A 17,418-nucleotide genomic window follows, 5' to 3' on the forward strand; every position below is an offset into this window, starting at 1 on the left:
AGTCATTTGTCGGGCGCGCCCGCAACCGGAGACAGGATTTGCAACGACCCGAGATACCGGCGGGGCTGCCAGCCGACATCGAACAGAAGAAGACGAAGGCACGGCTGTGGTTCGAGACGTTGTGCGAGCGCATCTGTGCCAGCTTCGAGCAGATCGAGCAGGACCTGCAGGGGCCGCAGGCTAGCTGGTCGCCCGGCCGCTTCGAAAAGACGCCGTGGCAACGCGATGCCGGCAAGGGCGGCGGCGGTATCATGTCGATGATGCACGGCCGCGTCTTCGAGAAGGTCGGCGTCCACACCTCGACCGTCCACGGCGAGTTCTCGCCCGAATTCAGGAAGCAGATGCCGGGCGCCGAAGAGGACCCCTCCTTCTGGGCAAGCGGCATTTCGCTGATCGCCCATCCGTGGAACCCCAACGTGCCGGCCGTGCATATGAACACGCGCATGGTCGTCACCTCGCGCCAGTGGTTCGGCGGCGGCGCCGACCTGACACCGGTGCTCGACCGCCGCCGCAGCCAGGACGACCCCGACACGATCGCCTTCCACAGAGCGATGCAATTTGCCTGCGAGAAGAACGCCGCGATCGCCGACTACGTGAAATTCAAAGCCTGGTGCGACGAGTACTTCTACCTGCCGCACCGCGACGAGCCACGCGGTACCGGCGGTATCTTCTTCGACTGGCTGCATTCGGATGAGGACAAAGGCGGCTGGGACGCCGATTTCAACTTCGTCCAGGACGTCGGGCGATCTTTTCTCGTCGTCTACGGACATCTGGTGCGCGCCAACTTCAATGACAACTGGACCGATGGCGACCGTGACGAGCAGCTCATCCGCCGCGGCCGTTATGTCGAATTCAACTTGCTTCACGATCGCGGCACCATCTTCGGGCTGAAGACCGGCGGCAATGTCGCCTCGATCCTGTCCAGCCTGCCGCCAGAAGCGAAATGGCCGTAAAATCTCGGTGAGCACGACGTGAGCCGCAATCGGGTCCAAATCCCCAGAATTTGACGGCGAATGTGGCGCAAGGCGCGCCAGAAAATATCTTTTTCGTCTAATATACCATTGTAAAGATTGGGTTATTTGTCGCGTCGGGCCGGGAAACGCCGGCGGTTCTTTACTCCCGAGAGCCGCGACCCGACGTGACCGGACGGCCCATGATTGAATGGGGCACCTTTCCCAAGCGGTGCCCGCATTTTCCAGGAGAGCATGCCATGCGCAAGCTTATTATGACCGCAGCCGCCGCTGCCGTTCTCGCCTCTGGTACTGCCGCATTCGCTGCGGTCAAGCACACCACCGGCACGATCAAAAGCTTTGATGGAACGGCGATGAGCCTAGTTCTGGATAACGGAGCCACCTTTACGTTGCCCCAGACCTTCAAGGATCCTGGCCTGAAGGTCGGCGAAAAGGTCCGCGTCACGTGGGATATGAGCGGCAAGGATAAAATTGCCGAGGCAGTCAAGATCGTGAAGTGATGTCCTGCCCGCTGGAGCAAGACGAGGTCTTACTCCTGGGTGGCGTAAGAGGGCGGAGCAGCGATGCTCCGCCTTTTCGCAACCCGATCACCAGAGGGCCGCGTGTCGGCTTGGACGCACGGCACTCTAAGGCAACCAAAACCGTTCGATCGTGTTATGCTTAGCTGGCCAGCGTGTAGCCCGGATACCGTACGCGGTTTCCGGATCGCGCAATCAAAGGTCTGGAGCTTCCGTGTCAGTGCGCTGCGCGGCGCTCCAAGGAGGAGATGAGGAGAAGCCGATGAAGGAATTCCATTGCGGGTCGCTCGTACCCGGCTGCGAGTGGCACACACGCGCCGAGGAGGAGGCTGAGGTCATGCGCCGTGCCGTCGAGCATCTGCGCGAGACGCACGGCGAGACGGTGATCCGCGAGACGATGATCGAGGCGATCCGCTCGCGCATCGAAAAGGTCCGCGACGCAGCGTGACAGTCAGGATTCGAGTGCCTCCGCGGCGCGCTTGAGCAGCGCGCCGCGATCAAGCGCAAAACCGGACTCGACCCATTCCTTTTCGAGATTCTTCAACGTTGCACCAAGCTTCGGCCCCGGTGATGCGCCAAGCGTCGTCAGATCGGCGCCCTTGACCGGAAAAACAGGGTTTTGCCATTTTGCAGCGAAGGCAAGCAGGCGCGAGAAGCCGCCGGCTTCGAGCAGTGCGTCATTGTCCTCGACCGCGCGGGCTCGAGCGGAAGCGAGCAACAGCCGCAACCGATCGACAAAGCCTTGGCGGTCGCCAAAATAAAGCCTTTTCGCCAACTCTCCTTCGGTCGTTTTCGGATCGACGGCAGCTGTGATCGCCCAATTCCGCAGCCGGCTTGCTTCGCTCACGGAAAGCCTCAATCTCTCGGCAAGCGTTTTCATGCGCGCGGCATCCGGCGGCACGATGGCTTCCAGCCTGAGCAGCGGGTCCGGCGCCCAGGCCAGATCCTTCTCGGTCTTGGTCAGCCCGTGGATGGCATCGATGCCCCATTTCTCGCTTTCCGGCAAAACGGCGGTCAGAACGCCGGCCTGGCGCATCCACAGCAGCGCCCGCGACGGATCTGGCGCTGACAGCAATTTCTTCAATTCCCACCAGACGCGCTCGACCGAGAGCTGGTCGAGCCCCTGCTTCAGCCGGGCACAAGCCTTCAACCCTTCGGCATCCGGCCTGCCGTCGCCATACCATGCGAAGAAACGGAAGAAACGCAGGATGCGCAGATAATCCTCGCGGATACGCGCTTCCGGATCGCCGATGAATCGCAGCCTCCGCGCTTCGATATCGGCGATACCGCCGACCAGATCGACGACCGTTCCATCGGCTTCGGCATAGAGTGCATTGATGGTGAAATCACGCCGCTCAGCGTCGGCTTTCCAGTCGCGGCCGAACGACACTTTGGCGCGCCGGCCGTCGGTTTCAATATCGGCACGCAGCGTGGTGACCTCATAGGCCTTGCCGTGGCCGACCGCGGTGACTGTGCCATGCTCGATGCCGGTCGGTACCGTCTTGAAGCCTGCAGCCTCGGCGCGCCGGATGGTTTCCTCGGGCACCGTGGTGGTGGCGATGTCGATGTCGGCGACCGGCTGGCCGATGAGCGCGTTGCGCACCGCACCGCCGGCGACACGCGCCTCCTCGCCGCCATCAGTCAGCGCGGCGAGCAGGCGCTGCAGGTGGCGTTCGCCGAGCCACCCGGCCTTGCCCGCGATCGACACTGGATCGCTCACGAATAGAGCCTTTCATAAAGCGTACGGATGATGCCCGCGGTGACGCCCCAGATGCGCTGGCCGCCATAGGGCATCTCGTAATAGAACCATTCGAGGTCGTTCCACATGCGACTGTCTCTGGTGTGGTTGGCGGGGTCCATCAGAAAGCCCAGCGGCACCTCGAAGACGGCATCGACTTCGTCGGAATTCAGCGTCAGGCTGAAACCGGGCCGCACAATCCCGAGCACCGGGGCGATGCGATAGCCGCTGCCGGAAACGTAGTCCGGCAGACGGCCGATGATCTCGATGTAATCACTATCGAGACCGATCTCCTCGGATGTCTCGCGCAACGCCGCCGCTTCCGGGCTCGCATCGGTTGGATCGATGGTACCACCGGGGAAAGCCACCTGCCCCGAATGGTTGCGAAGCTTTTCCGCCCGCCTGCTCAAAAGGACCGTGGCTTCATGGCCATGATCGACCACCGGGATCAGCACGGCGGCATCGCGCAGCGCCTTGGCCAGCTTCAGCCTGGGATGGCCCGGATTGAAGCGGTGGTCGCCAAAATCGTCGCCGGCATGCGCCAGCGGCTGCGCCGCGACGCGCTGGCGAAACCCGGCAGCGGAAAACGGCAACGGCATCACCTGATCCATCATAGGCGGTCCATCATGCGCTCAGCCGTTTCAGTTTCTCAGCCGGCATGATCGGATAGACCTCGCCTTTGGAACGGACGGCAAACATCGTCTTGCCACCGATGTCGATCTCTTCGCCGTGCTCGACCAGCTCGTACATCACCGGCCGTGCCACCAGCGCCTCCAGCCGCCCGCGCACCAGCACATAAGGCTTCAGGCCACCTGTCTCGTCCTCATCGACGAAGCGCAGCGGGTGTCCCGCCCCAGCCTCTACCACGTCGCCGACATTGGTGCGAAAGGTGACGATTTGTCCGTCGCCGGCGCCCGACACGTCCATCTCGACGGCAATGAAGGGCGCGTCGGCGACGCGGATGCCGACCTTTTCCACCGGCGTCACCAGGTAGGTTCTACCGTCCGCGTCCTTGCGCAGCACTGAGGAAAAAAGCTGCACCAGCGGCATCCGGCCGATCGGCGTTCCCAGATAGAACCAGGTGCCGTCCTGCTTGATTTCCATGTCGAGATCGCCGCAAAATGCCGGATTCCAGCGTTCCACCGGCGCCGGCCCCTTGCCAGCGCGCGTCGCGCGCGAGACCAGCGCCTCCAGCCCGCGCGCCTCGGTCGCGGCTGTCAGCCTCTCTTCACGATAGTCGGCGGCTTCCGTCATGGTCACGAAATAGTCACTGTTGTTCCGCTTGTCAGCCTAAGTCTGTGATTTAAGTTCATTGCAGGCGCCATGCGAGGCCGAATCGCGGCATTCTCTGCGGCACCAAGGTGCCAAGCGGTGTTTCCAACAGAAGGATCGATGCTGCATGAGCGTTATGATCAAGGAAAGCCCGATCAGCGAAAAGGACATGGTGGCGCAGGCCGAGAAAGCGCTGGCCGACATTTCGAGGGTCCGTGACGGCGTCGGCCGGGTCATTTTCGGCCAGGAAAGCGTCGTCGAGCGCACGCTCGTCGCATTGCTGGCCGGCGGCCATGCGCTGCTGGTCGGGGTGCCCGGCCTCGCCAAGACCAAGCTGGTCGAAACGCTGGGCATCGTGCTTGGCCTCGATTCGCGCCGCATCCAGTTCACACCCGACCTGATGCCATCGGATATTCTCGGCTCCGAGGTGATGGAGCAGGATGAATTCGGCAAGCGTTCGTTCCGCTTCATTTCCGGGCCGATCTTTGCGCAACTGCTGATGGCCGACGAGATCAACCGCGCCTCGCCGCGTACCCAGTCGGCGCTGCTGCAGTCGATGCAGGAATACCACGTCACCATTGCCGGCGTGCGCCATGATCTGCCGTCACCGTTCCACGTTCTGGCGACGCAGAACCCGCTGGAGCAGGAAGGCACCTATCCGCTGCCGGAAGCGCAGCTCGACCGCTTCCTGATGCAGGTCGATATCCTCTACCCCGAGATCGAGGCGGAGCGCCGCATCCTGCTGGAAACCACCGGTATCGAGGATGCCAAGGCTGAAAACGTGCTGCAGCCGGCGCGGCTGAAGGACATCCAGACGCTCATCCGCCGTATGCCGGTGCCGGAAAGCGTCGTCGAGGCGATCCTCAAGCTGGTGCGCTCAGCGCGCCCCGGCCAGGGCAACGCCGATACCGACAAGCACGTCGCCTGGGGCCCAGGCCCGCGCGCCAGCCAGGCGCTGACGCTGTGCACCCGCGCCCGCGCCCTCTATGATGGCCGGCTGGCGCCGTCGGTCGACGACGTCCGCGCGCTCGCCGAGCCGGTGCTGCAGCACCGCATGGCGCTGACCTTCGCCGCCCGCGCCGAGGGCACCACGGTTCGCGATGTTGTGGCGAAGCTCGCGAAAGGGATTTGATGGCGCGCATCGGTGAAGCGCAGGCACCGGCAGCGACGCGCGATGCGCTCGCCAGAGGCCGGTTGCGGGCTTCGTTGGTGCCGGACCTACTGGTCGAGGCGCGCCGCATCGTCAACACGGTAATTGCCGGCTGGCATGGCCGCCGCAAGCGCGGTATCGGCGAGAATTTCTGGCAGTTCCGGCCCTATGTCGAAGGCGATTCTTCGCGCATTGACTGGCGCCGTTCCGCCCGCGACGATCACACCTATGTCCGCGACCGTGAATGGGAGGCCGCCCACACGGTGTGGCTGTGGGCCGATCCCTCGCCTTCCATGCTCTACAAATCGACCGGAGCCAGCGTTTCCAAGGAATCGCGCGCCCTGGTGCTGGCGCTGGCCATGGCCGAGCTTTTGTCGCGCAGCGGCGAGCGCATTGCCTGGCCGGGCCTGACCGACCCGTTCACCGCCCGCAATGGCGCCGAGCGCATCGCGGCGCAACTGATGCACGCCGGCGACCTGCCGGCAAAGCCCGACCTATCCGGCATTCGCCGGTTCTGCGACATCGTCCTCGTCAGCGATTTCCTCGACCCGGTCGAGGACACCATTGCGTGGCTGGACGTGCTCGCCCGCCACGGCGTGCGCGCCCATCTGGTCGAGGTCGCCGATCCGGCCGAGGAAAGCTTCCCCTATGCCGGGCGCACCGAATTCACCGATCCTGAGACCGGCGACAAGCTGACCGCCGGCCGCGCCGAAATGCTGGGCGAGGAATATCGCCTGCTTTATGCCGCTCGCCGCCAGGAATTGGCCGCGTGGTGCAAACGGCTTGGCTGGAGCTTTACCGTCAATCATACCGACCGTCTTGCCTCCGAGGCGCTGGTGCGCATCCACATGGCGATGACCGGCGAAGGCAGCTTTGCCGGGAGGGTCCGCGCATGAGTTGGCTGCCGCTCTCCTTCGGGGCGCCGATGGTGCTGTGGGGCCTGCTGGCGCTGCCGGTGATCTGGTGGCTTCTGCGGCTGACCCCGCCAAGGCCGCAAACCGAGGTGTTTCCGCCGCTCAGGATTCTCGCCCGCGTGCTGAGGCGCGAAGAAACGCCGCAGCAAAGCCCTTGGTGGCTGACGCTGCTTAGGCTGCTGATGACCGCGCTTGTCGTGGCAGCACTTGCCGAACCGGTCTTCAATCCGCGCGAAAAGCTGCCGGCCGAGGGCGCTGCCCTGGCGCTGGTGATCGACAATGACTGGGCAAGTGCCGCCGACTGGGGCAAGCGGGTCGCCACCGCCGAGCGGCTGATCGCCGATGCCAATTCGAACGGCGTGCCGGTGCTCATCGCTTTCACCGCCGAGAAGCCGAATGCCGAGATCGGTCCCTTCGATGCCGCTGCCGCGCTCGACCGGCTGCGCGCGGCAAAGCCGCGGCCGATCCCGACCGACCGCCCCGCCGTCTATGCCCGCGTCGCTTCAGCCTTGGAGTCGCTGCCTGGCGCCAGCGTCGCGGTGCTCGCCGATGGCTTGGCGGCGCAAGGCGACGAAGCCGCCTTCAACACGTTGTTGTCGAAGAACGCGGCACGTGTTGTCTGGGCCGTCTCCGACCGGCTGTCGCTGACCGGCCTGACCGGCGCCGACAACCAGGTCGACGGCTTCGCCCTGACCGCCATCCGCGCACCGGGCGATCCGGCACCTGCACAGGTGACGGCCGGCGCCTTCGACGATAAGGGCCGCCGCATCGCCGACGCGACGCTGACCTTTGCCCCGGGCGGATCCACCGCCACCGGCACGATGGCCGTGCCGTTCGAACTGCGCAACGACTTCGCCTACGTCGCGCTCGACGGCGAGCGCCAGGCCGGTGCCGTCCGCGTGCTCGATGAGAGCTCAAAACGCCGCCGCGTCGGGCTGTTGTCGCAGGCCGAGGCCGACCAGGCGCAACCGCTGCTGTCGCCGCTCTACTACATCCGCCGCGCCCTGCAGCCGTTCGCCGATCTGGTCGAGCCGTCGAGCGTCGATCTCGCCGACGCGATCCCGCAACTGCTCGACCAGAAGCCGGCGATGATCGTCATGGCCGATGTCGGCACCATTCCGGAACAAGCGCGGCAAAGGCTGGTTGACTGGGTCGACAAGGGCGGCACGCTGGTGCGTTTTGCCGGTTCGCGGCTGGCCGCTGCCGGCAATGACGACGATCTGCTGCCGGTCCGGCTGCGCACCGGCGAGCGATCGCTTGGCGGCGCGCTGTCATGGACGGCGCCGCAGCCGGTCACCGAATTCCCGAAAACCGGTCCCTTCGCCGACCTCGCGCCGCCGACCGAGGTCACCGTTACCAGGCAGGTGCTGGCCGAGCCGACGCCCGACATTGTCGAGCGCACCTGGGCCACGCTTGCCGACGGTACGCCGCTGGTGACCGGGATGAGGAAGGACAAGGGCACCCTCGTACTGTTCCACGTCACCCCCGAGGCGACGTGGTCCAACCTGCCGATCTCCGGCAGCTTCGTCGAGATGCTGCGGCGCATCGTACAATTGTCGCGCAACCAGGGCGCGGCTGTCGCCAATGCCGAGGCCGCCGCCACGTCGCTGGCACCCTATCGTATGATCGCCGCCGACGGCACGCTGGTGCCGCCGACGCCGGATGCCAGGCCGCTGGTGCCCGGCGCCGGCCCGCTGCCGGTGACGCTGGAAAACCCGCCCGGCCTCTACGGCTCCGAGACAGGAGTGTTCGCTCACAATCTGCTCGGCGGCGACAGCGCATTCAGGCCGCTGGCCCGGCCTGAAATCACGGTGCCGGTCACCACCATCCAGTATGCCTTCGACGAGCAGCACAACCTCAAAGGTCCGCTTGTCACGGCCGCCCTGGTGCTGATGGTGCTCGACACGCTTGCCGTATTCTGGATGGGCGGCCTGTTGTCGCGCCGGCCGCGCCGTGCCGGCGCTGCGGCGACGGCAGCCGTCCTGCTGATTGCGCTCGGCGCCTTGATTGGCCACGCGGACGTCGCGCGTGCCGACGACGCCAAACCGGGAGATACGGAGGCGATCGGGGACATTTCAAAGACCCGGATCGCCTACGTGCTGACCGGCGAGCCGGGTGTCGATTCGATCAGCCGCGCCGGGCTCGAAGGCCTGACCCGCTTTCTTATCGAGAAAACCGCGCTCGAACCCGGAGCACCGGCCGGCGTCGACATCTCGAAGGACGAACTTTCCTTCTATCCGCTGATCTACTGGCCGATCGATCCCTCGGCCCCGCTGCCCAGCGAGGCCGCCATCGCCCGCATCGACGCCTACATGCAGCAGGGCGGAACGGTCTTGTTCGACACCCGCGACCAGTTCGCCAATGGCATTGGTGCGGATTCGACCAGCCCGGCGACGGAGCGGCTGCGCGACATCCTCGGCAACCTCAACGTGCCACCGCTGGAGCCGGTGCCGTCGGACCACGTGCTGACCAAATCCTTCTACATCCTTCCGGAGTTTCCTGGCCGTTTTGCCGGCAGCCCGCTTTGGGTCGAGGCATCGCTCGAAGCCAGCAACACCGAGAACCGCCCGGTGCGCACCGGCGACGGCGTTTCGCCGATCATGATCACCGCCAATGATTTCGCCGGCGCTTGGGCCGTCGACGAGAATGGCGACCCGCTATTGCCGACGGTGCCGTCGGATCCGATGCAGCGCATCTATGCGCTGCGTGCCGGCGTCAACATCATGATGTACATGCTGACCGGCAACTACAAATCCGATCAGGTGCACGTCCCGGTGCTGCTCGAACGGCTGGGGCAATAGACCATGAACTGGTCGCTCTCCTTCGAACCGCTCATCACCTGGCCACTGCTCGCCGTGGTTCTGATACCGCTGCTGCTGCTGGCGCTGGTCGGCCTTTGGTTTCGCCAGCGCGGCGCGGTCTTCCGCCTGGCAGCCCTGATTGCCCTGGCTGCGGCGCTGCTCAATCCGGTGTTCCTCGACGAAGAACGTGAGCCGCTGAAAAGCATCGTCGCCGTCGTCGTCGATCGCAGTCAGAGCCAGGATATAGGCGACCGCACCAAGCAGACAGACGCGGCATTGACCGGGCTTCAGCGGCGTCTCGGCCGCTTCAAGCAGTTCGACGTCCGTGTCGTCGAGGCCGGCAAGTCCGAAGCCGCCGACGAGCGCACCGAGACGCGGTTGTTTTCCTCGCTCGAAAATGCTTTCCGCGACGTGCCGCCCTCGCGCATCGGCGGCGCCATCATGATCACCGATGGCGAGGTGCATGACGCGCCGCTTGGCGCACCTGACTTCAATGCCCCGCTGCATGCGCTGATTACCGGCAACGAGCATGAGAAGGACCGCCGCATCCGCTTCGAGAATGCGCCGCGATTCGGGCTGGTCGGCAAGCCGCTCGAAATGACATATCGCGTCATCGCCACCAACAACGAAACCGGCCCGGTCGATGTCCGCGTATCGGTCAACGGCGAGCAGGTATCGGTCGAGCACGCCAACATCGGCCAGGCGATGCCGCTGCAGGTGACCATTCCCAGCGCCGGGCGAAACATCGTCGAACTCGCCATCAACCACGAGCCGGGCGAACTCACCGACACCAACAACCGCGCCATCGCGCTGATCGACGGCATCCGCGAAAATCTGCGCGTGCTGCTTGTTTCCGGCGAACCGCATGCCGGCGAGCGCACCTGGCGCAATTTGCTGAAATCCGACGCTTCGGTCGACCTCGTGCACTTCACCATCCTGCGCCCGCCGGAAAAGCAGGACGGCACGCCGATCAACGAATTGTCGCTGATCGCCTTTCCGACGCGCGAGCTGTTCGTCGAGAAGATCAAGGATTTCGACCTGATCATCTTCGACCGCTATCAGCACCGCGACGTGCTGCCGATCCTCTATTACGACTACATCTCCGAGTATGTCGAAAAGGGCGGCGCGCTACTGATCGCGGCAGGCCCCGAATATGCCGGCGAAAGCTCGATCGCCCGCACGCCGCTGATGTCGGCGCTGCCGGCAATGCCGACCGGCGAGGTCATCGACAAGGCCTTCTATCCGCGCCTCACCGATACCGGCCAGCGTCATCCGGTAACGCGCGGGCTCGACGGCTCCGCGACCGAGCCGCCGCACTGGAGCCGCTGGTTCCGCACCATCGGCGTTGAGAACCCCGAGGGCGAGGTGGTGATGAAGGGCGCCGACAACCGGCCGCTGCTACTGCTCGATCGCAAGGGCGAAGGCCGCGTCGGCATGCTTCTGTCCGACCAGGGCTGGCTGTGGGCGCGCGGCTTCGAGGGCGGCGGCCCCCACGTCCAACTCTACCGGCGCATCGCCCACTGGCTAATGAAGGAGCCCGAACTCGAGGAAGAGCGGCTGACCGCCGACGGCCGCGGCATGGTGCTGGAAATCCGCCGCCAGACGATGAGCGACGACCCCGGCCCGGCGCAAGTCATCACGCCGTCCGGCAAGGCACTGATCGTCAGGCTCGAGAAATCCGAACCAGGCGTCTTCCTCGGCAGCGTCGAGACCAGCGAAATCGGTCTCTATCAGGTCGGCAATGGCGACCTGACGGCATTGGCCCATGTCGGGCCGGTCAACGCGCCGGAATTCACCGACGTCGTCTCCACCGAGAACCGGCTCAAACCACCGGCTGAGGCAACCGGCGGCAGCGTTCGCCGGCTGGCGCCGGCCTCGGCACTTGGCACTCTCACCAGCACGGTCACGCTGCCCTCGATCGTTCCGGTCCGTTCCTCGGGCGCTGCCTCCGGCGATGACTGGATCGGCCTGCGCACCACCGACGACAGCGTGCTCAAGGCCGTCTCGCGCGTGCCGCTGTTCGGCGGCTTCCTCGGCCTCGGCCTGCTGCTTCTGGCGATGGGCTCGATGTGGTACCGCGAAGGGCGGTAACGCGGTTTATCCTTCTCCCCTTGTGGGAGAAGGTGGAGTGGCGCGCAGCGCCAAGACGGTTGAGGGTGCTGGACGGAGTGCCGTCCTTGCCAAGCTGGAACACCCCTCATCTGACCGAGCTTCGCTCGGCCACCTTCTCCCACAAGGGGAGAAGGAAGAAAGCGAACCGCCCTACTCCTCCGGCTCCGTCGTGAACATCAGCGGGTAGCCCTTGGCCTTGCCGGCATCGGTTGCGCGCGCCGCCTTAGTCTCGGCGACATCCCTGGTGAAGACGGCGACAACGCAGACGCCGCGCCGGTGCGCGGTGATCATTATCCTATGCGCCTGGTCTTCGCTGAGCTTGAACTCGGACTTCAGCACCGTCACGACGAACTCGCGCGGCGTGAAATCGTCATTGACCAGGATGACCTTGTAGAGCTTCGGCCGTTCGACCTTCGGCTTCGTGCTGGTACGGGGTTTTGTCGTGATTTCAGGCATTGGACCGGCAATTGCGTACGACAGCTTTGCGGTCATTTTGACATGGGCAAAAGCGGTCGTCCATTCAACCGCGCGCGATCGGCTTGTCGGCGAGCGCAGTTCACAAATCCGTGCCTATGTGGGAACTGCCGGCTGGCGTTCACCTGGGCGGTGTGGGCCGGGACTGGCCTATTGTATGCACGCAACAAAAAAGACGACCGCTCCAGGCAAATCGCAACTGGAGCGGTCTTCTCATAGGGTAGAAAGATGTCGCTTGATCAGGCCTTCGGAGCTGCCTTGACCGCGTGCTTCTTGTGCTTCTTGACGGTCTTCTTGGCAGCGACCTTCTTCACGGCCTTGGCCGGCGCAGCGGTCGTCGTTGTCGTCGCAGCCGGGGTGGTGGTCGCGGCATTGGCGCTGCTGGCGCCGAGAACCGGCATCGAGACGGCCAGCGCGATGGCGAGACCGAGGGCGGAGAGGAGGGACTTTTTCATGGCTTCACTTCCTTTTTGTGCAGATCGGATTGAGTGTCACTGAACGGGATCGATCGGTGTCACTCCAAGCAGCTTCAAAGCGTTCGCGAGCATCCGGATTCCCTGTGCCTGTTTCTTGTTGGCGCAGAACCGGTTTCCCTTTCTTTGAAGTGCTTTCGCCGCGGTGACCTGCGTTGCCGCGGCATGGGTTTCGAGGGCTTCGTCAAACTGGCGGTTCAGATCGATGCAACGCTCGCTGCGGGTGGTCGCCACCTTTGCATCGGCCGCCTTTGCATTGGCCACCTTCGCATCGGCCAGTTTTGCATCGGCATGTTCGACCGCGACCGTGACGAGCGAAATGGAAAGCAACGCACCCATCAGACTGATCGAGAACCTTTGCATTGGTCTGTCCGTAATCCCGTAACGCGTGTCGCAGCCGATGACCTGACCGCCACGGCACCACTTATGCCTTTGATTTTTTTCGGCAGTTTTTCCGGATTGTAGAATTTTGTTTCTGGATTGTTTCTGGGCAGCCCGGATCGGGCCGCCGATCTCCACTGGCCAACTTATGGCCTGAATTCTATCGTCTGGCTGACAGCCGAAGCAGCGCTTGGGCGATCCACAAATGACAGGTTCCCTGTGAAATCCGACCCCCACATACTGATCGTCGACGACGACAAGGGCATTCGCGACCTGCTTCAGGAATTCTTCCAGAAGCGAGGGCTGCATACATCGGTCGCCGCCGACGGCACCGAGATGGAGACCATCCTGCGCCGCGCCCAGGTCGACCTGATCGTCCTGGACGTCATGCTGCCCGGCAAGAGCGGACTGGAGCTCTGCCGCGAGTTGCGCGCCAATTATTCGACGCCGATCATCATGCTGACCGCGGTTACCGAAACTACCGACCGCGTGGTTGGGCTGGAGATGGGCGCTGACGACTACGTGCCGAAACCCTTCGATCCGCGCGAGTTGCTCGCACGCATTCGTGCCGTCTTGAGACGCAATGGCGCCGCCGAACCGCGACGCGCCGCCTCGCGGCAGATCTACCATTTCGCCGGCTGGACGATGGACTGTTCGCGCCGCCGGCTGATGGCGCCCGGCGACGTCAGGATCGAGCTGACGATGGCCGAATTCAATCTCCTGCAGACCTTCGTCAAGAGCGCGCAGCGCGTACTGAGCCGCGAGCAGCTGATCGAGTTGTCCGGCGGCGACAGCGGCTACAGCTTCGACCGCAGCGTCGACATTCTGGTCAGTCGGCTGCGGCGCAAGATGGAGGACGACCCGAAAACGCCGAAGCTGATCTTGACCGTGCGCAGCGGCGGCTACCAGTTCTTGCCTGAGACGACCTCCGAATGAGACGCATCCTGCCGCAAACGCTGCCGGTCTGGGTGCTGCTCATCGTCATCGCCGGCCTGCTGATCAGCCAGATCGCGACCCTTTACATCGTTTCGCGCGACCGTGCCGCCGCCAATGACGTCGTCGATCTCTACCGACTGAACGACCGCGCCTTCTCGCTGGTGCAGCTGATGCATGATGCTACGCCGGAACAGCGCAAGGCGACGGCCTCCGGCCTGTTCAACGCCACTTATGCGCTCACCGTCTCCGACACGCCCGCCGTTACTTCGTCGATAGCCGGCGACGACGAACTGGCCGAATTGGAAGACATATTGGTCGGTCGGCTATCGAAGTTCGGCATCACCGACGCGCGGGTCCGCCGCGACCCGGCAACGCACGAAGCCGACGCTCCCGGCGGGACGGTCGCCGGTCCCGATATTGGCCAGGTCGAGCGCGACCTGCTGGTGCTGGCGGCCGATTTCGCCCAGAGCGACAAGCTGACCGCTTCGCTTCGCTTTGCCGACGGCCAATGGCTGAACTTCACCGAGCCGAACACGCCGGCCGGGCCGATACTGAGCTTCGATAGCCTGCCACTCTATGCCTTGATCGCCGGGCTGGTGGTGGCTTCCTCGATCTGGTCGCTGCGCCGGCTGACGGCGCCCTACCGGATGATGGAGACCGCGGTGAAGCGGATCGGCGAGGACCTGAAAAGCCCGCCGATCGCCGAGAGCGGCAGCCGCGAGGTGCGTACCGCGGCAAAGGCGGTCAATGCCATGCAGGCGAGACTGCGCGCCTACGTCGAGGACCGCGAGCATCTTGCCGCCGCACTGGCGCACGACCTGCGCACGCCGCTGACCAGGATGCGGCTGCGCCTCGAACTGCTGAGGAATTCGTCCGTGCGCGCCGCACTGGCGCACGACCTCGCCGACATCGAAGGCATTGCCAGCTCGGTCATCGACTTCGCCACTTTCGAGGTGACCGAGGAGAAGAGCGAGAGGATCGATTTCTGGTCGCTGGTAGAATCGATCGCCGACGGCTTCGACGAGGTCTCCTTCGACAATGAGGACGCGCGCTCGCGCGGCCTGATCTGCGTCGCGCAGCCGGTCGCGCTACGGCGCTGTGTCACCAACCTCGTCCAGAACGCGGTGAACTATGGCAAGAGGGCGCATCTCAGCCTGCGTCAATCAGGCAAGACAATCACGCTGGCGATCCATGACGAGGGTCCGGGCATCCCACAAGCCGAGCTCGACGCCGTGTTCGGCTCGTTCGTGCGCCTGGAACAGTCGCGCAGCCGTCAGACCGGCGGCCTCGGCCTCGGCTTGACCATCGCCCGCAACATCGCCCGTAGCGCCGGCGGCGAAGTCAACCTGTCCAACCATCCCGATGGCGGCCTGATGACGGAGCTGCGCCTGCCGCTGGCGGTTTAGCTTGCGTATCGGGCTAAGCCGGCGTTCCTTCGCGCCCCCTCTGTTCTGCTGGACACCTCCTCCACAGGTGGGGAGATTGGCCGTCATCGCCGATTTCGCCAATTACAAACGTTGGAATGTGAGAGCCGTCCGCTAAGCCGCCGATCTCCCCCCAAGTGGGAGAGATGTCCGACAGGACAGAGGGGGGCGCGACAGAACTCGGCGTTTGGTCTTGGTTCTCTCCCCAAGGAGAAAAACTATCTTCGCAACACCGCGCTCAGCACATCCCTGACGCCGATGGCGCCGACGAAGCGCGACTGCTCGTCGAACAGCGCGACGGGTGCGGTCTGCGAGCGATGCATGGCCAGCATCACGGTCTTCAGCGAGGTGCCGGGATTGGCCCAGAATACCTGAGCCGTCTCCTCCGGCTGGGCTTCGACATCGGCGCAGGACACCCAGACCGCCGGCTTGCCGTCGCGCTCGGCCGCCGCCACCAGCCCATCCTCGTCGATCTTGAAACGCGTCGTCCTGCGCCGGTCGAGCCACACCCAGCCGTTCTCGCCGTGTTCGAGGTCGCGGCGGTCGCGCATGACGTTCCACGCGGTCAGCACCGAGAGCGGGTTCACATTGGCGATGAAGTCGCGGACATAGTCGTTGGCGGGCCGCAGCACGATGTCTTCCGGCGCGCCGGTCTGGACGATGCGCCCGCCTTCCATGATGGTGATATGGGTGCCGATCTTCAGCGCCTCCTCGAGGTCGTGGCTGACGAAGATGATGGTCTTCTTCAGCTCGGCCTGGAGCTGCAGCAGCTCGTCCTGCAGCTTGGTCCGGATCAGCGGATCGAGCGCCGAAAACGGCTCGTCCATGAGCAGGATCGGCGCCTCGGTGGCAAACGCGCGCGCCAGGCCGACGCGCTGCTGCATGCCGCCCGAAAGCTCATGCGCATATTTCTTCGACCACTGGTCGAGATGAACCAGCTTCAGTTGCCTGTTCACCCGCTCCTTGCGCTCGGCTTCGGGTACGCCGGCGAGCTCGAGGCCAAGGCCGACATTCTCCTCCACCGTGCGCCACGGCAGCAGGCCGAACTGCTGGAACACCATCGCCACCTGTTTCTGCCGCAACCGCCGAAGCGTCGCCTCGTCGCAGGTGACAACGTCGACCGTGCCGTCGCCGTCCTTGACCAGCACCTGGCCGCGCGAGACGACGTTCAGCCGGTTGACGGCTCTGAGCAGCGTCGATTTGCCGGAGCCGGAAAGCCCCATCAGCACCGAGATCTCGCCCTCGTTCACGGTGAGGCTGGCGCCGGCGCAGCCCAGTACGTTGCCGGTTTTTTCGAGGATCTCGGCGCGGGTGGCGCCGCTGTCGATCAGCGCCAGCGAGCCGGCCTGGTCGGCGCCGAAGACGATGTCGACATTTCTGAAATCGACGGCGACGGTCATTTCTTGCCTCCCACGCCGATGCGCGTCATCCGGTCGAGCACGATGGCGAGCACGACGATCGCCAGCCCTGCCTCAAGCCCGAGGTCGATCCTGCGCGAACCGAGCGCCCGGTTGATTTCCGTACCGAGGCCGCCGGCGCCGATCAGGGCGGCGAACACCACCATCGACAGCGACAGCATGATCGACTGGGTCAGCCCAGCCATGATGGTCGGCAGCGCCGAAGGCAGCTCGACCTTCCACAGCAGCTGGCGCTTGGTGGCGCCGAACGCCTCGCCCGCCTCGACGATCGATTTCGGCACTGAGGTGACGCCGAGATGGGTGAGCCGAACCGAGGTCGGGATGACGAAGATGATGGTGACGATGAGGCCGGGCGCGTTGCCGAGGCCGAACAGGGTCAGCACCGGGATCAGGTAGACGAAGGTCGGCAATGTCTGCATCAGGTCGAGCACCGGCAGCATGACGCGATACACCTTCGGCTTGTGCGCGGCCCAGATGCCGAGCGGCACGCCGATGGCCATCGACACGGCGGCGGCGGCGACCACCAGCACCAGCGTCTCCACCGTCTGCTTCCACAGGTTCTGGTTGAGGATGAACAGCAATCCGATGAATACCGCCAAAGCCAGGCCTTTCGAGCGCTGCAGGAAATAGGCGAGCAGAGCGATCAGCGCGATCAGCAGAACCGGCGGCAGCAACAGCAGCCCGTCGACGATGCCGTCGAGCAGGAAGTTGAGGCTGTTGGAAAAAGCCCTGAAGATGGTGTCGAAATTGTCGGTGAGAAAGCCGAAAAACGCCTTCCCCCATGCCCCGATGGGAATCTTGTAACTGACCAGGAATTTGGAGATCGGATCCATCTA

Annotated in this window: 17 protein-coding genes; 9 read left to right on the forward strand and 8 right to left on the reverse strand. The window is 64.4% G+C overall.

The window, feature by feature from the left end; all coding sequences use genetic code 11:
* Positions 1-38: 38 nt before the first annotated feature.
* The 3 genes from hemF (at position 39) to NKJ20_RS07300 (ending at position 1,937) form a co-directional block, all read left to right on the forward strand.
* Positions 39-953: an oxygen-dependent coproporphyrinogen oxidase gene (hemF, locus tag NKJ20_RS07290; RefSeq protein WP_352469726.1), complete on the forward strand. Its 915-nt coding sequence runs from the start codon at positions 39-41 to the stop codon at positions 951-953.
* A 257-nt stretch (positions 954-1,210) separates the two neighbouring features.
* Positions 1,211-1,471 carry a DUF1344 domain-containing protein gene (locus tag NKJ20_RS07295; RefSeq protein WP_023679489.1) on the forward strand — a complete coding sequence of 87 codons (261 nt, stop codon included), beginning with the start codon at positions 1,211-1,213 and terminating at the stop codon, positions 1,469-1,471.
* A 280-nt stretch (positions 1,472-1,751) separates the two neighbouring features.
* Positions 1,752-1,937, forward strand: a complete 186-nt coding sequence (locus NKJ20_RS07300) for a DUF1059 domain-containing protein (protein ID WP_023679490.1) — start codon at positions 1,752-1,754, stop codon at positions 1,935-1,937.
* A 3-nt stretch (positions 1,938-1,940) separates the two neighbouring features.
* Here NKJ20_RS07300 and NKJ20_RS07305 read toward each other — a convergent pair whose 3' ends face one another.
* From NKJ20_RS07305 to NKJ20_RS07315, 3 genes are read right to left on the reverse strand one after another with little or no spacing between them, the layout of a single operon-like run.
* A complete protein-coding gene (locus NKJ20_RS07305) occupies positions 1,941-3,209 on the reverse strand; it encodes a CCA tRNA nucleotidyltransferase (protein ID WP_352450523.1) in 1,269 nt (422 codons plus the stop codon).
* The gene (locus NKJ20_RS07310) at positions 3,206-3,838 is read right to left on the reverse strand and encodes a CoA pyrophosphatase (RefSeq protein WP_352743299.1); all 633 of its coding nucleotides are present in this window, start codon (positions 3,836-3,838) and stop codon (positions 3,206-3,208) included. Before NKJ20_RS07310 ends, NKJ20_RS07305 begins: the two co-directional genes overlap by 4 nt.
* 13 nt (positions 3,839-3,851) lie before the next feature.
* On the reverse strand, positions 3,852-4,481 hold the full coding sequence (locus NKJ20_RS07315; RefSeq protein ID WP_352456465.1) for a DUF1285 domain-containing protein: 630 nt from the start codon (positions 4,479-4,481) through the stop codon (positions 3,852-3,854).
* A 145-nt stretch (positions 4,482-4,626) separates the two neighbouring features.
* Here NKJ20_RS07315 and NKJ20_RS07320 point away from each other — a divergent pair, with 145 nt between their 5' ends.
* Genes NKJ20_RS07320 through NKJ20_RS07335 form a run of 4 tightly spaced genes read left to right on the forward strand, consistent with a single transcriptional unit; the run spans position 4,627 to position 11,455 of the window.
* Positions 4,627-5,631, forward strand: a complete 1,005-nt coding sequence (locus NKJ20_RS07320) for an AAA family ATPase (protein WP_352450525.1) — start codon at positions 4,627-4,629, stop codon at positions 5,629-5,631.
* Complete coding sequence (locus NKJ20_RS07325; protein ID WP_352743301.1) at positions 5,631-6,545, forward strand: DUF58 domain-containing protein; 915 nt, start codon at positions 5,631-5,633, stop codon at positions 6,543-6,545. Before NKJ20_RS07320 ends, NKJ20_RS07325 begins: the two co-directional genes overlap by 1 nt.
* Positions 6,542-9,364 carry a DUF4159 domain-containing protein gene (locus NKJ20_RS07330; RefSeq protein ID WP_352743303.1) on the forward strand — a complete coding sequence of 941 codons (2,823 nt, stop codon included), beginning with the start codon at positions 6,542-6,544 and terminating at the stop codon, positions 9,362-9,364. The genes NKJ20_RS07325 and NKJ20_RS07330 overlap by 4 nt, the downstream gene beginning before the upstream one ends.
* A gap of 3 nt (positions 9,365-9,367) precedes the next feature.
* Positions 9,368-11,455: a hypothetical protein gene (locus NKJ20_RS07335; RefSeq protein ID WP_352743305.1), complete on the forward strand. Its 2,088-nt coding sequence runs from the start codon at positions 9,368-9,370 to the stop codon at positions 11,453-11,455.
* A gap of 171 nt (positions 11,456-11,626) precedes the next feature.
* On the opposite strand, the gene clpS is transcribed toward NKJ20_RS07335, so the two are convergent.
* The 3 genes from clpS to NKJ20_RS07350 form a co-directional block, all read right to left on the reverse strand.
* On the reverse strand, positions 11,627-11,932 hold the full coding sequence (clpS, locus tag NKJ20_RS07340; RefSeq protein WP_352540995.1) for an ATP-dependent Clp protease adapter ClpS: 306 nt from the start codon (positions 11,930-11,932) through the stop codon (positions 11,627-11,629).
* Positions 11,933-12,189: 257 nt separating this feature from the next.
* Positions 12,190-12,405, reverse strand: a complete 216-nt coding sequence (locus NKJ20_RS07345; protein WP_352450529.1) for a hypothetical protein — start codon at positions 12,403-12,405, stop codon at positions 12,190-12,192.
* A 36-nt stretch (positions 12,406-12,441) separates the two neighbouring features.
* Positions 12,442-12,786, reverse strand: a complete 345-nt coding sequence (locus NKJ20_RS07350; RefSeq protein ID WP_352469825.1) for a hypothetical protein — start codon at positions 12,784-12,786, stop codon at positions 12,442-12,444.
* Between the two features lie 237 nt (positions 12,787-13,023).
* Here NKJ20_RS07350 and NKJ20_RS07355 point away from each other — a divergent pair, with 237 nt between their 5' ends.
* Both NKJ20_RS07355 and NKJ20_RS07360 read left to right on the forward strand, forming a co-directional pair.
* On the forward strand, positions 13,024-13,740 hold the full coding sequence (locus NKJ20_RS07355) for a response regulator (protein ID WP_352478004.1): 717 nt from the start codon (positions 13,024-13,026) through the stop codon (positions 13,738-13,740).
* Positions 13,737-15,146, forward strand: a complete 1,410-nt coding sequence (locus tag NKJ20_RS07360) for an ATP-binding protein (protein WP_352743307.1) — start codon at positions 13,737-13,739, stop codon at positions 15,144-15,146. Before NKJ20_RS07355 ends, NKJ20_RS07360 begins: the two co-directional genes overlap by 4 nt.
* Before the next feature lie 236 nt (positions 15,147-15,382).
* On the opposite strand, the gene choV is transcribed toward NKJ20_RS07360, so the two are convergent.
* Together choV and choW are read right to left on the reverse strand one after the other, a co-directional pair.
* Positions 15,383-16,564: a choline ABC transporter ATP-binding protein gene (gene choV / locus NKJ20_RS07365; protein ID WP_352743308.1), complete on the reverse strand. Its 1,182-nt coding sequence runs from the start codon at positions 16,562-16,564 to the stop codon at positions 15,383-15,385.
* Positions 16,561-17,415, reverse strand: a complete 855-nt coding sequence (gene choW / locus NKJ20_RS07370; protein ID WP_254819158.1) for a choline ABC transporter permease subunit — start codon at positions 17,413-17,415, stop codon at positions 16,561-16,563. Before choW ends, choV begins: the two co-directional genes overlap by 4 nt.
* Positions 17,416-17,418: the final 3 nt, after the last annotated feature.

The organism is Mesorhizobium sp. M0185 (assembly GCF_040322175.1).
Classification (GTDB): domain Bacteria; phylum Pseudomonadota; class Alphaproteobacteria; order Rhizobiales; family Rhizobiaceae; genus Mesorhizobium.